This window comes from Ruegeria atlantica, from assembly GCF_013032005.1.
GTDB classification, from domain to species: Bacteria; Pseudomonadota; Alphaproteobacteria; order Rhodobacterales; family Rhodobacteraceae; genus Ruegeria; species Ruegeria atlantica_A.
Genome location: NZ_WQBE01000003.1, coordinates 1 through 12,820, shown reverse-complemented (window position 1 = coordinate 12,820; position 12,820 = coordinate 1). Strand labels below are relative to the sequence as shown.

Sequence of the window (12,820 nt, the reverse complement as noted above, 5' to 3'; positions counted from 1 at the left end):
ATGAGTTTGGGAAGTTAACAGTTTGAAGCAGCCGTCCGATCCTGTTGTGGATAAAAGCACGTCTGCCCGCACGTCCGCTCTTGCGGTGGGGGCAACCACATTGCTTGCCTCCAGCCTGTTTCGGCAAGCGCTTGGATTGATCACACTGATCGTAACCGCCCGGCTGCTTGCACCAAAAGATTTCGGTATCGCCGCCTATTTCCTGGTCGCCACGGCCTTTTTGGAAATGATGCAGCGGCAGATCGCAACAGTTCTGATCCGACTGGACGATGTCACTCTTGAGCATCTCAAAACCGTTTTCACCTTTCAGGTAATCCTTGGCGTCGTCGCTGCGCTGTTTTTCTACGTTACCCAGCCATTGCTTGCCCTGCTCGAAATACCCGAGCTGATCCAACTGGCACCCATTCTTTGTGCCCTTTCACTGATTATAGCTCTGAAAAGCCCCCGCTTCGTCCTTTTTGAACGCAAACTACGGTTCAGTTTCGCCGCCGCCGAAGAAACGATAAGCCGGATCGTGTATTCGATCATTGCAATCAGTCTGGCGTGGCTTTGGGGTGATTTCTGGTCAATTATCGTCGCCAGTGTCTGTGCGCTGATAACGCGCAGTATCTGGACCTACAGCATGGCCCCCATGACCATACGATTGTCATTGGCACGCTGGCGCGATTGTTTGTCCTTTTCGGTCTGGACCACGGGCGCCCAAGTCTCATTGTTTTTCTCGAACAACATGCCGCAACTTATCATCGGTGCCACCCTGGGGCTGGCCGATGCGGGTGTATTCCGGCTTGGGAACAGGTTGAGTACACTTGTCACAACACAGCTGTTCGCCCCGTTGCAACGTGTGCTTTATCCCGGGCTTGCAGATATATCGCGCAACACCGACCGCCAAGATGAGGCGTTTAATCGGCTGAACGAATTGCTTCTTGCGATCGTGTTACCGGTTTCCCTTGGGATGGCATTAGTGGCCAATCATATCGTCGTGGTCGTGATCGGCTGGCAGTGGTTGGGCATCGTACAGGTCATATGGATTCTGGCCCCGCTCAAGGCGCTTGAAACGCTGCACGAAAACGTGCGGTCCGCCGCCTATATTGAAGGCTCTACCAGGATACTGTTTATCCGGAACACGTTCCTTTTGGTGTTCGTCTGCCTGCTGATGCGCGAAGGGGTGGAATTCGGTTTCTCAGGCGCGCTGATCGCAGCAGGCATCGCCAGCTTGGTCACAATCTTTACAACTCTGATGATTGCGAAACGTTATGGAACCCGCACGTTTTTTGGGCCAATAACTGTTGCCTGGCGGTCATTTGTGTCCACTCTGGCGATGGTTTCTGTTGTTCTGTTCGTCAGCAGCGCCTTTGGCAGCGGCGACGCGGTGGGTTGGGCCTATGAAACAGAGGAAGACCTGCCATTGCTGCGCTTTCGATTTGCGATCAAGGTTCTGGTCGGGATCTTGACCTACATCGGTACGCATTTCCTGCTTTGGAAGCTAAGCGGTAAACCCAAAGGCGTCGAAAGCATGACATTGGAGTTGGTGGCCAAAATAAGATCCAGACTCGTCACGGCGCATTAAGGTTCTGCATTGGACTTCGCCTTACTCAGGACATGTCCCGCACCTCAGCTCGAAAGCACTTCTTGCAGAGCGGATACAATGTGATCGATATGATCCTCTGAAAGATATTGATGCAGCGGCAAGGACAGAACTTGGTTCTTTAGCGCTATTGCCTCATCCTGACCGGTCCAATCCAGATTTCGATGGAACCCAGCCCACCAAGGCGTGGCACCGATACCACGCGCCTGCAAATCACGCGCTGCCCGGTCGCGCCCGTTCACCACAAGCGGCATGATCAGTGGGCAAGTCTCGGTTTCGAGTTCCGACTTCAACATCTCAACGCCCTGTACCTTTTCGAGACGCTCGCGATATCGATGCCAGTTGGCTCGTCGGATTTTGATGGTATCAGACACCGAAAACGAACGAAGCTGCCGAGACGCAACGACGCTGATACGGCGCCTCTGCAAATCTGGATCAAAGTAATAGTGCCCGGGAATATCGTCTATCTCGTCGGTTGTTACATGGTCCGGTTCTGTCATCCCAGACCCGCCGGACAAAGCACGTTTCAGGATTCGGGCCCGGGTAGATCCCAGCACATTTACCAAGGTTGACCGTGCCACTATCTTCGCGACCACTTTTCCCGGTGCCGGGCGTGGAAACGGCGCAGCCGCGGTCAGATCGGGGGCGTTCACGACCAACGCCCCGCCTTCCGGCACCGGTACGAATTTGTGAAAGCAAAAAACCGAGATATCGCCGGTGCGCCCTTCTGCCGGGCTTTTTCCGCTCAGAAGGCTCAGCGCACAATCTTCGATCATCCGCAGCCCATAGTTGTTGCAAAGCGCGCGCAGGGCTGTCAGTTCAGGCTGAAGAATTCCAAAATAATGCGTGACATAGATTGCCCGTGTCCGATCCGAAATCAGCGGCTCGATCCGCGCTGGATCAGTACGCAGGTCTTTACCGACCGGATAAAGCCGCACCTTCAGTCCGGCCTGCACAAGCGGGTCAACCTCTGATCCGCAGTTATAAGCCGGTGCCAGAATTTCGTCCCCGTCCTGCAGCCCCAGCACATCACACGCAGCATGTATCGCGACCCGTGTCTGAAATGCATAATGCACCTTCCGGTTCGCAAATAGTGCGAGAATACCACCCTGCGCATCCTGCTTCCAAAAACTGCCTGCCCTCATGGGCATGTTCGCAACGGCGTCGGCAATTCGGTTCCGCGTCATCTTGTCAGCGGCTTCCAGCTTTGGCGGGACGTAAAGCGCGATTCATTGTGAAATCCGATCAACCTGAAGCCAAGTTTTTCTATGTTTCTCCGTGACGTGTAATTGTATTCGTGACAGGCGATAAAAAAGCGCCGCGTTCCCGCCTGCAACCTTTCGGCCATCATGGTCCGATGTACCCTGACCTGCAAGCTACGCCCCCTGAATTCAGGCAGGACAACGATCTGAAAAAGTATTTCTGCATCTGACGGCACCGCGCAGAAGAAGTGTTCATCTTCATCGGGACCCAAAATCCAGGCAAGGCAACAGACCTCTCCGTCGAGGGTTGCCGCCCATAGCCAGCGATCTTTGTCGAACCAACTCTTGTCGCCCCATTCCAGGTTTTCCTCGCCGGATTCCAGTCGCCGCCGCAGGGTCTCGGGCAGATCGTGCCAGCCTGAAACCCTGCTAACTTCAAGTGTTGGATCATCCGCAGGCTGGCTTTTCAGAAAGTCATCCCCATCAAGCTGAAACACCAGATTTCTTCGACGCAATCCGATATCTGCAACGGTTGCCCAAGCTTGATGCAGAAAAGCGCCGGCGCCGCGATGGGCCGCACTACGAAGCAGGATCAGCTTTTTTCTCTGTCCTAATCCAAACACGCGTCACACCTCCTGCAGCGCCGTGGCCCCTACCCCGATTTGGTCAGGGCCTGCGCCGCCCTGACACCGCGCCGTGCGACCTGTTTCAACTGTGACGGAACCACATTTGCCTGGTGGAACAGACGATGAGTGACCAATGTATGTTCTGCCACGCGTCTGACCGGGCGTGGCTTGAAATAGGTTTTATATTCAAGAACGCTGAAATCAGGATGGCTGCGGTCGATATCGGGCAGATACCCTTCGACATCCAAGTTTGTGCATCCCTGCTCCATCGCCCACTTCATCCCCCTGAGCCAAAGCAATGGAGCAATGCGCAGATTACCAATCAGGCTGGCCGCGGCGGGGTCCGCCACAAAACGCCGGGCAAAGGCCGTAATCCGACTACGATATAACAAAAACCCGCCCAAGAATGTGTCCTGGTGATAAGCGGTGAACAGAACCCCGGCCTCGGGGTCGTTATATACATTTTGAAATCCGGCTTCGTATTCGGGGCGTGTGACCGGGGTCAGGTTGTTGGGCTTGATCACCAGCGCGTTTAGGCAATCAAAAAAAACCGCGATCTGATCAGGCGACGTGATGTGACGGATTTCGACATCTGTTGCCTCGATATTTCGCAGATTTCGACGCGCACTTCTTGAAAACGAGCTGCGCAACTCATCCAAAGAACGGTCGAGGTCAATCAGCCCGGTATCACGATGGGGCGCTGGATCGGTTATCTCCAACCCAGCTTGCGTAAATCTCTGATGCAGCTGATCGGCGTCATCATCCAGCCAATAGGGCGTGACCTTGATGGCATCGACCTTTGCAAAACGAGTGTGACCTGACACGGCGACCACAAATTCAGTCAGCGTCTCGGGATCGTCGCAGATCGGCCCGCTCAGCGCCAGGGCTACCGAATATCTGCCCACCAATATTCGGCTGCGGTACAGCGAAAACAGGCCTACGGCGCAAATTTCCCCCTGTCGACGCGCGATCGCAAAAACCACAGTTCCGCCGATTGCACGCTCGACATCGGCAAACCGAGGGTCCTGTCTGGGGTGCTGATGCTGGCAGCTGGCCACAAATTCACGCCATTCATGTATTTGTTCACCGGTCAGGTCATCGTAACATTCGATATCCATTAACCACTCACTTTCCTGGCGCGACCACAAACCGTCAGCCAAAAGTACAAAACCTGTTAAAATCGCCATCCTTTTCAAAAATATAGAAGGTATATGCCACGAAATGTAAAAATAATTCACCGCCTCGGTGGTTTCGCGCGCAGAAATGCGGATCATTGGCCTGTGTATTGGGGAATTAAGCGCCTGTTGCGATGTGTGTTTCCTCGGAATCGAGAGTTACATGAGTGTTTTATCTGAATCAGAGAGCTCGGGATGCGCTGTTTCGATTGTTATCGTAAACTGGAATACGCGCGATATTTTGCGCGATTGTCTTCAATCCATAGAAAATCAGACCCGCCTGCCTCATGAAGTCATTGTAGTGGATAACGCCTCGGGCGATGGCTCGGCCGAAATGGTCAGTGAAAATTTTCCCAACGTAAAACTGATCGCCAACCCCAGTAATCGCGGCTTTGCTGCGGCCAACAATCAGGGGTTGGAGATTGCCAAAGGCGACAAGCTTTTGCTACTCAATCCCGATACGATCATCCTGGACCATGCGATCGACGTCATGAGCGGATGGCTCGACACGCATCCGGATGTTGGGTGCGTTGGATGCCAGGTGTTCGAAGACCCCGAAACCATACAGCTGACCTGCTTTGCCGATCCCGGACCGCTAAGCATGGCGGTGATCGAGTTTGGGCTGAAACGGCTGCTCCCCTGGCCGGAATACGGCGGTTGGGACCGGACCACACAGCGCGACGTGGATGTGGTCTCGGGCATGTTCATGATGGTCCCGCGCCCGGTGTTCGAAAAGGTCGGGCTGCTGGACGACGCCTTTTTCATCTATTCGGAAGAGGCCGACTGGTGCCGACGTATCCGAGAGGCCGGCTGGCGCTGCGTCTTCGCCCCCGAAGCCCGGATTCTGCATCTTGAGGGCGGATCGAAAAGCACCGCACAGATCAAGTCCCGCATGTATGTGCAAAAGCAAAAGAGCAAGACGATCTATGCACGAAAACACTATGGCCGGGTCGGAGAGCTGATAACGCGCAGTATCTTCGTCACCAGCGCGCTGCTGCGGGGCACCGCCTTTGGCCTGCTGGGTCTGGTGCGTGCCACACCTGACCGCTCGGCCCGGTTGCGGCTGTCGGGAGCCGCAATCCGGTATCATCTGTTTGGGCAGGAACCGGCCACGTGATGGATGCGGTTTCCACCAGATCACAAGAGGCGCTCGAATGCCTACAGGCACCGGCCCAGGCCCTTTCCATAAAGGCTGAATGGGATGATCTGGTCACGGCAACCGGCGCCGATATCTATTTCCTGAGCGATTGGCAGGTCGCCTGGTGGGACCACTATGGCATGAGCTTTGCTTCCAGCCGCTGTCCTGTGTGTTTCATTCTACGGGACGGGCCCGAGTTGATCGGTGCCTTGCCTTTTTGCATCGAAACGATCTGGGCCGGACCAGTTCCCGTACGCATCGCTCGGTTGGCCGGGGTCGATCCCAATTTCGCGGTCATGGCCTTGCCTATTGCTACCGGTCACGAAGAGGCCGCCCTGCGCGCCGTCTTCACGCATCTGACCCAACAACTGAACTGCGCCGCCATCAGTCTTTCCCCGATGTCAGAGCGGTCGGTATCGCTGAAAATCCTCCGCTCCATGGATGTGCAAAACGTGTCGCTCTTGCGCGACGACAGCCCGCGCGGACACACTTTGATGGACCTGCCCGACAGCTTTGATGGGTTCATGAAGGCGCTATCAAAAAGTCGGCGGCGCGAGGTACGGCGGGATATCAAGCGCTTGAATGAAATAGCGCCTTTAAACAACACCAGCTCAAGCCCGGATATGGTCGATCCAATGATGGACCGGTTCATCGCGCTGCACACAAAACAATGGCGGGCCGCTGGGAAAGGCGGGCATTTCTCGGATTGGTCCGTAGCCGCCGGGTTCTATCGCGACCTGCTGCACCGGCTGGCCCCCAGTGGCCGGGCCACGATTGATGAGCAATGGCAAGGCGACAGGCTGTTGTCGAGCCAACTGCGCTATACTCAGGGCGACAAGGCCTATTGGTGGCTGAATGCCCGTGAAACAGATCCTGAATTTGCAAAAGTCGGGCTGGGGCGTGTGGGGCTGATCGAACGGGTAGAGAGGCTGATTACGGATGGTATCCAGCTGGTCGAGGCCGGAGCCGGGGAATACGAATACAAACTGAGTTACGGCGGTACGCTGGTGCCGATCCATAACATCGTGCTGGCCGCGAACCGTCCTGCGGCGCGGCTGAGAGCGCGGGCTTTGCTGTGTTGGGCGGATGCGCTGCACCTGTTTTACTACCGCGCCTGGTTTCTGAAAATTCGAACCCGACTGGGGCTGAAACCCGGCAAGCTCTGGGCCAGCTGGATACGGACACGACTATGACCGGTTCTCTGACACTGCAAACCGTTGCTGCCGAAGACTGGCCCCGGATCAGTGCCGAATTTCGCGACCTGACCTATGAGCAAACCCTAACCTATGCGCAAGCGGCGGCACGGCGGATCGGGGCCCAGGCGCAATTTGTCACCCTGTCAGATCAGACAGGCAGACCCGTTGCTGCGGCCTGCCTGCGCCTGAAATTGGTGCCGGGCCTGGGGCGAGGCATCGTCTGGATCCCGGCTGGTCCGCTTGTACATCACGAGACCACGCCGCAGACACTAGAGGCCGTGTTTACTGCCCTGCGCACCTATGCTGAGCAAAGCGGACATATCCTGCGGTTCCGACTATCTGCGTTATCGGCGCGCAACGTCCCGTCGGTAGATCAGGTTGCCGCTGGGGCTGGCTTTGTGCCAACGGATCGGGCGTCTCACTACAGGACGGTGATCGTCGATTGTGAGCAGGATGAAGACACCTTGATGCGCGCTTTGCACGGCAAATGGCGCAATCCTCTGCGCAATGCGCTCAAGGCGGGGATGGAACTTGAAACCGGTCCGATAGCGAACCTGTTCGGGCGCTTTTCCAAGCTCTATGAACAAGTGCAGGCCGCCAAAGGGTTTCAGCCGGACATCCCACCGGAATTCTATTACGCCCTGTCTGGGTCGGATTTCGAGCATGACATTTTAATTGCACGCAAAGACAACGTGGATATCGGCGCGATGACGATCGGATATACCCGCCACAACGCCACTTATCTGTTCGGGGCGACATCGGATGCAGGACGGAGGCTTAATACAGGGCATTTTTTAATGTGGCAGGCCGTGCTTTATTGCCAGGACCGAGGACTCAAGTGGTTTGATCTGGGGGGCATTGATCAGGACACCAATCCAAGTGTCACCCGCTTCAAACTCCGCACCGGTGGTGTGGACACTATGGCGGCGGGTCCGTTTGAGGCCCGACAAAGTGGGCTTGGCACAGGTCTAATCAATCTTGCTGAAACACTGCACAGAAAGCTGAAATCCTGACATGGCCCGATTGATTGGTCTCAACTTCCACGGCATAGGCACACCGGCCCACGACCTTGAAGAAGGCGAGGCACCCTACTGGCTGTCTGAGGCACAGTTTTTTGACGTTCTAGACCGGGTTGCAGACAGCCTCACCCCGTCGACCTACTGCTTGACTTTTGATGACGGCAACCTCTCGGATTACAAGATCGCCCTGCCCGCCCTAAAGCAGCGGGGGCTAACTGCGACGTTCTTTGTTTTGACGGGACGATTGGACGAGCCCGGCTCCCTGACCCGCGATCACGTCAAAGCACTGATGTCTGCCGGAATGAGTGTTGGCAGCCACGGGATCGCGCATGTCGCCTGGAATATGTTAGGAACAGCCGCACTTGAGCAAGAGCTGACCGGCTCTCGCGAAGTGCTGCAAGAACTAAGCGGTGCTGCGGTGACCAAGGCGGGAATACCCTTTGGCAGATACAACGCCCGCGTCCTGCGTGCCCTGCGCCGCACTGGTTACAAAACCGCGTTTTCCAGCGATGCGGGATATATGAGCGACACAGCCTTTCTGCGCCCGCGCACATCCCTGCGCGGGGATATGACACCGGCTGAGATTGATGCGATCCTCGCCGGCCGGATGCCTGTCAGCAGACGAATGCGCCGCGCGGTGGGCATGGTTGGAAAACAGTTTCTACCCCTGCGATAGACAACCCTTAGATAGCGCCCGACGAACCTGTGACAGGGGTTCGGGCATATCCGAATTTTTCCAGAACATGGCCCAGTTCCTGTTCAATATATGCCACATGCTCGGGCTCCAACTCGTCTTTCCACTGCCCGCTGCGGCTGCTGCGGATATGCGCGCCCTCATTGGTTTTCGTGGCAGAGACCTTACTGCGCTTTCCGGCCTCAAACAGACGCATCAGGCGGACGCCCAATTCATGCTCTTGCCCCTGCAACCCCAAGAAATTGAACATCTCGGAATAGACTGCATCACGCTGATCCCCCATCAGATCGTCGTATGACACCTCAAGAATATTCGGATCATCCAAATCCCAGGTCTCAAGAATTTCGCGGTTAAAAAAGATGAAATGACGGATTGTCATGAACAGGCCTTCGGTTTTGTCCACGGCCTGTAGCTTTTCCTGATATGTCTGCCCGTTTTCATCCGGGATATGGGCCCAAAGCTCATTGGTCCACAGATGATAGTGATAAGAGGATACGATTATGTCGCGCGGATCACGCATGATATGTATCCCCCGATAGGGGCCAACTTCAGACCAAGGCGTCCGGCTATGGGCCGATAGAAAGACCCTGGTTTCAGGCTGAGGCGCCAGTTTCGAAAGCTCCTCAAATCGGGCATCCAAACCAAAAGCCAGAAGCTTTAGCACAGCTTTGAAATAGGTGGTCATGGCTTTGTGGTGAGTCGCGACAAAAATTCTGGGTTGATCTTTTTCGCCAACGCGCGCGCGCCACTTGTTGGACATTAAAAGTGGCAGAATTTGCCAAAACTCAGGGTTTTTCAAAAGCCCATAGTTTTTGCGAAACGAGATGGGAACCTGTGTCAGTTTCTTTTGCAGCGCCGATCGCTTCGGCTTTCGGCCAATTCCGGCATCCGTCGTAATTTTACTTTGCTGAACTGACACTTGTCGAAATCCTCTTGCATCGTTCACCGAACACGCGTCTGTGCCGCCGCCAACATTGGCCCATTCACGTGTCTTCCGACCCAAATCGAGTATATCTTATTCGCCGCCTTCCGCTTTGTTTCATCTCAGATTGTGGCTGATCGCTTTCTTCTTTGGCATTGACCATCCAAAGACCTGCGCCCAGCAAAAACATCAAAAGACACAATGTTGCATCCCAGACGTGCACGGTAACGGCTGCAATGCAAAACCCGGTCAGAGAAAAAAGGTACCCCAGTCGGAAATTTTCCAACCTGCTGGGCAATTGGGCTCGGCCTAAAATCACATAGATCACAATTATGGCAGACACCAAAAATATGAGTGCTGGCAACCCATAGCGCAAGGCGATAACGAGCCAAAAATTGTCAACGCTTCCAAGCATCCATCGCGGACGTGTCCAGGGATTGAACCCAAGCCCGAATATTGGATTTCTCATCACATCATCTGACGCATAAATAAAAATATTAATCCGGTTAAAAGCTGTTGACTTCTTAAACGTCAGGTAGGCTGCAAACAGCTGGGCAGGAGGTCGATCCGCGGCGATTTCGAGGAACAAGTACAGCCCGCCAAGCATATACAACAACATGTTCCACTTTTTCTGTAAAAAAGCGAATACGTTCTTCCAGGTCATCAAACCAAGCTGCACCATGATCGCAAGCCATGCCCCTGCTGACAAAGACACAAAAGTGGCCAGAAAGACGCCTCCTGACCTGCTAACTTTGTATGTGAAACCCCTGTCATTCCCCAGGACGTACCAAACCAAAGAAAAGGCTACGCTGCAGAAAACACCGTAAAGGATCGGGTGCGGCATCGGCCCCTGTGCCCGGAAAAAGCCCAAGCGCGGTTCGAGTGGAATTGTAGGATATACGTTCCCCACCTTGCTGAACAAATCGAGAAGCACAGAATTGTTCGAAATGAACTGATTGAGGCTAAACGGCAGCATGAGCAGTACCGCAATGAACATCCAGCGCACAAAGGCACGGAATGCATGCTCGTCCCGTATCAACCAGCGCGCTATGAAATACGGACCCGTCGCCTCGACAAATGCGATACCGTTATATTCCCATCTCGAAAACCCGTGGTGGAACACGATCGCCAACACTGTCCAGAATGCAAATCCTAAAATCAGGTAGTCCGGCGCATAGTACCCTCCGGACCCATCAAACCAACGGATCATTGCCGGTACAAAGAAAATCAACAAAACCATGCGATAGCCGCTGAGTTGCAGCCCCGCAACCTGAAAATACAGCGGTAAAATGAAGCTTAGAAATAGCAATGGTAGGATAAACGACCCAGACGAGCGGCCGGTACTGTCACCCGTCGCCTGCAAAGCCCCTCTTGTACCTGTCGATGCTACCAATGAAACTCACCACCACTTTGCTCTTATGATACCAGAAATACCTCTGACCTGTCTGTTATCCCCACTACAGAACGCAGAAAAAAATCCATTTCTTGATGAATATCACAAAGGCAGTGGCTTTCACCCGGTTTAAATCATAGCAGCGTTGGATTTAGTTATGCTGCAACATCCTCGAGCGCTTTTTGGTGAAAAGCAAAATCTGCCGCATAATAGTCTTTCACGAAATTACGCAATTCGGGTTCCTCAAAAACAGAAGGCAAGACGGAACCACTTGGCTTCATTAATATTTTTCGGGCTGAAACGCGCAGCTTCTCATGTATCGGGTCGGGCAATACTCGCTTGGCAACTGCGCTGCCTGCGTACATGACGCGGCTCAACCCCTGGTAACGAAACACCGTAGTCTGGTTGATATGACCAATTTCCAGCGCGTCTGTCCCGATATGGCGGGCTAGATCAGAAACGAAACAATCCATCCGTTCGACAGGGTATAGGTTCCTGACCAGCCGTTTTCCTTCGACCTCGATGAAGCCCGATTGCCGGCTGAAATGGATATATTCCGGCGCAATCACGGCAGGTTCTGATTGTAGATAGGTGACAACCTTGCCGATCTCGTCGCGTATCTCTCGATCCTCAAGCTGCGCGAACTCTTTGCCCAGATACATCTTCGCACGTTGGGCCATGGCAGACCGGAACCGTTGAAACGGATCGCGCAAAAGCGCGTAGCTTTCATAGGTCTCAAGCTTGCTGAACGCTTCGGGGTCCAGGTCTCGCAATAAGAGCAACGGCAAGTGGCGAAAATCAATCTCACCCAGTTTCGGATGGTTCTCTACAGCTTTCAAGAACCGGCTGTCGGCGTCATGAAATGGTAAGACAGCGTTTCGAACCGATGTTCCCGCGCATTTGGGAACATGAATGAAAATGAAACGATAGCGATCAGACAAAATCATAAATCACGATCATAGACAGAATACAGAACTTACATAGCGTTATGTGAAAATACAGGTATCGCAATCAGCGACGGGGCGCAATTTTGCGCCCCGTCCAAGATGTTTCACTTTGCCTGCTGGCTGAATATAGCGGCGTCAGGCAATCAGCGCGTTGTCGAAAACAGTGGTATCAACAAACTCGACCTCATCATCGATCGCAAAGGAGCTGACCTCACCATCGATATCGGCCCGCCATTGTGATCCAATCGTCCAATTCCGGTTGTTTACATCGCTAAAGTCGAAGTCCACGCCGGTTTCATCAATGACAACCTGATCATCAACAAGAACCTGCAAACGGTCCTCGTCTTCATCCACCAGAACGGTGATCTCATGTTTTTCGAGATCGTTCAGGCCAATGTCCTTTGCTTTGAAGCCTTTGTGGAATTTGGCGTCATTATTGGCGACTTTCACGACCAACCCATCGTCTTTGAGAATCAAGCCAATTTTCTGGTGATTCCAAACAAGGCGCTGCGCGCTTCCATCGGCTTCGTCCCGGGCAAATTCGACCGTAAACCCAAGCTCACTTGAACCACTGAATTCTTCGAGTCGACCCAAGTTTATGTAGTCGTCCTTTCCATCGAATTCTACAACGGGGCCGGATCCGGTATTCACGACGGTCGTGTCACCCTTCAGTCCGATGTCGTCTTGATTCAGCAAACCTCCAATATCGAGAACAAAGTCATCGAACATCATCTGAGACGATTGGCTTGAATCTGGTTGCGTGACCCCGTTGTCAGGTTGGGTTGTCCCGCTATCAGGTTGAGTTGTACCGCTGTCAGGCAGAGTCGTCCCGCTGTCAGGCTGGGTCTTCCCGCTGTCAGGTTGAGTTGTCCCACTGTCAGGCTGGGTTGTACCACTGTCAGGTTGGGTCGTCCCGCTATCGG

General features: G+C 54.0%; 12 protein-coding genes. 5 read left to right on the top strand and 7 right to left on the bottom strand.

Translation table 11 applies throughout. The features are described 5' to 3' along the window. Positions 1-22 precede the first annotated feature (22 nt). A complete protein-coding gene (locus GOX21_RS07780; RefSeq protein WP_170376745.1) occupies positions 23-1,567 on the top strand; it encodes an oligosaccharide flippase family protein in 1,545 nt (514 codons plus the stop codon). Between the two features lie 44 nt (positions 1,568-1,611). Here the strand turns inward: GOX21_RS07780 and GOX21_RS07775 are convergent, their stop codons facing one another. Genes GOX21_RS07775 through GOX21_RS07765 form a run of 3 tightly spaced genes read right to left on the bottom strand, consistent with a single transcriptional unit; the run spans position 1,612 to position 4,531 of the window. Continuing rightward, positions 1,612-2,772: a DegT/DnrJ/EryC1/StrS family aminotransferase gene (locus tag GOX21_RS07775; protein WP_170376743.1), complete on the bottom strand. Its 1,161-nt coding sequence runs from the start codon at positions 2,770-2,772 to the stop codon at positions 1,612-1,614. Further along, entirely contained in the window at positions 2,769-3,410 is a 642-nt protein-coding gene (locus tag GOX21_RS21705; RefSeq protein WP_170376741.1) for a GNAT family N-acetyltransferase, read from the bottom strand. The genes GOX21_RS07775 and GOX21_RS21705 overlap by 4 nt, the downstream gene beginning before the upstream one ends. A 29-nt stretch (positions 3,411-3,439) precedes the next feature. Then, complete coding sequence (locus GOX21_RS07765; RefSeq protein ID WP_170376739.1) at positions 3,440-4,531, bottom strand: lipid II:glycine glycyltransferase FemX; 1,092 nt, start codon at positions 4,529-4,531, stop codon at positions 3,440-3,442. Between the two features lie 220 nt (positions 4,532-4,751). On the opposite strand from GOX21_RS07765, the gene GOX21_RS07760 reads away from it, so the two are divergent. From GOX21_RS07760 to GOX21_RS07745, 4 genes are read left to right on the top strand one after another with little or no spacing between them, the layout of a single operon-like run. Then, on the top strand, positions 4,752-5,705 hold the full coding sequence (locus GOX21_RS07760; protein WP_170376737.1) for a glycosyltransferase family 2 protein: 954 nt from the start codon (positions 4,752-4,754) through the stop codon (positions 5,703-5,705). After that, entirely contained in the window at positions 5,705-6,919 is a 1,215-nt protein-coding gene (locus GOX21_RS07755) for a GNAT family N-acetyltransferase (RefSeq protein WP_170376735.1), read from the top strand. The genes GOX21_RS07760 and GOX21_RS07755 overlap by 1 nt, the downstream gene beginning before the upstream one ends. Further along, positions 6,916-7,935: a lipid II:glycine glycyltransferase FemX gene (locus tag GOX21_RS07750; RefSeq protein ID WP_170376733.1), complete on the top strand. Its 1,020-nt coding sequence runs from the start codon at positions 6,916-6,918 to the stop codon at positions 7,933-7,935. The genes GOX21_RS07755 and GOX21_RS07750 overlap by 4 nt, the downstream gene beginning before the upstream one ends. A gap of 1 nt (position 7,936) precedes the next feature. Continuing rightward, positions 7,937-8,617 (top strand): polysaccharide deacetylase family protein, encoded by a 681-nt coding sequence (locus GOX21_RS07745; RefSeq protein ID WP_170376731.1) that lies wholly within the window; start codon positions 7,937-7,939, stop codon positions 8,615-8,617. Between the two features lie 7 nt (positions 8,618-8,624). On the opposite strand, the gene GOX21_RS07740 is transcribed toward GOX21_RS07745, so the two are convergent. The 4 genes from GOX21_RS07740 to GOX21_RS07725 form a co-directional block, all read right to left on the bottom strand. Beyond that, a complete protein-coding gene (locus tag GOX21_RS07740; RefSeq protein WP_170376729.1) occupies positions 8,625-9,395 on the bottom strand; it encodes a sulfotransferase domain-containing protein in 771 nt (256 codons plus the stop codon). A gap of 223 nt (positions 9,396-9,618) precedes the next feature. Then, positions 9,619-10,950, bottom strand: a complete 1,332-nt coding sequence (locus tag GOX21_RS07735) for a hypothetical protein (protein ID WP_170376727.1) — start codon at positions 10,948-10,950, stop codon at positions 9,619-9,621. Positions 10,951-11,105: 155 nt separating this feature from the next. Next, positions 11,106-11,897: a sulfotransferase family 2 domain-containing protein gene (locus GOX21_RS07730; RefSeq protein WP_170376725.1), complete on the bottom strand. Its 792-nt coding sequence runs from the start codon at positions 11,895-11,897 to the stop codon at positions 11,106-11,108. Between the two features lie 135 nt (positions 11,898-12,032). Continuing rightward, positions 12,033-12,629: a hypothetical protein gene (locus GOX21_RS07725; RefSeq protein ID WP_170350128.1), complete on the bottom strand. Its 597-nt coding sequence runs from the start codon at positions 12,627-12,629 to the stop codon at positions 12,033-12,035. Between the last annotated feature and the right edge of the window lie 191 nt (positions 12,630-12,820).

Excerpts from the sequence above, each read along its gene's own strand:
- GOX21_RS07750 (WP_170376733.1), top strand. The coding sequence starts at position 6,916 with ATGACCGGTTCTCTGACACTGCAAACCGTTGCTGCCGAAGACTGGCCC.
- GOX21_RS07775 (WP_170376743.1), bottom strand. The coding sequence starts at position 2,772 with ATGACGCGGAACCGAATTGCCGACGCCGTTGCGAACATGCCCATGAGG.
- GOX21_RS07730 (WP_170376725.1), bottom strand. The coding sequence starts at position 11,897 with ATGATTTTGTCTGATCGCTATCGTTTCATTTTCATTCATGTTCCCAAA.
- GOX21_RS07725 (WP_170350128.1), bottom strand. The coding sequence starts at position 12,629 with ATGATGTTCGATGACTTTGTTCTCGATATTGGAGGTTTGCTGAATCAA.
- GOX21_RS07760 (WP_170376737.1), top strand. The coding sequence starts at position 4,752 with ATGAGTGTTTTATCTGAATCAGAGAGCTCGGGATGCGCTGTTTCGATT.
- GOX21_RS07765 (WP_170376739.1), bottom strand. The coding sequence starts at position 4,531 with ATGGATATCGAATGTTACGATGACCTGACCGGTGAACAAATACATGAA.
- GOX21_RS07755 (WP_170376735.1), top strand. The coding sequence starts at position 5,705 with ATGGATGCGGTTTCCACCAGATCACAAGAGGCGCTCGAATGCCTACAG.
- GOX21_RS07745 (WP_170376731.1), top strand. The coding sequence starts at position 7,937 with ATGGCCCGATTGATTGGTCTCAACTTCCACGGCATAGGCACACCGGCC.
- GOX21_RS07740 (WP_170376729.1), bottom strand. The coding sequence starts at position 9,395 with ATGTCCAACAAGTGGCGCGCGCGCGTTGGCGAAAAAGATCAACCCAGA.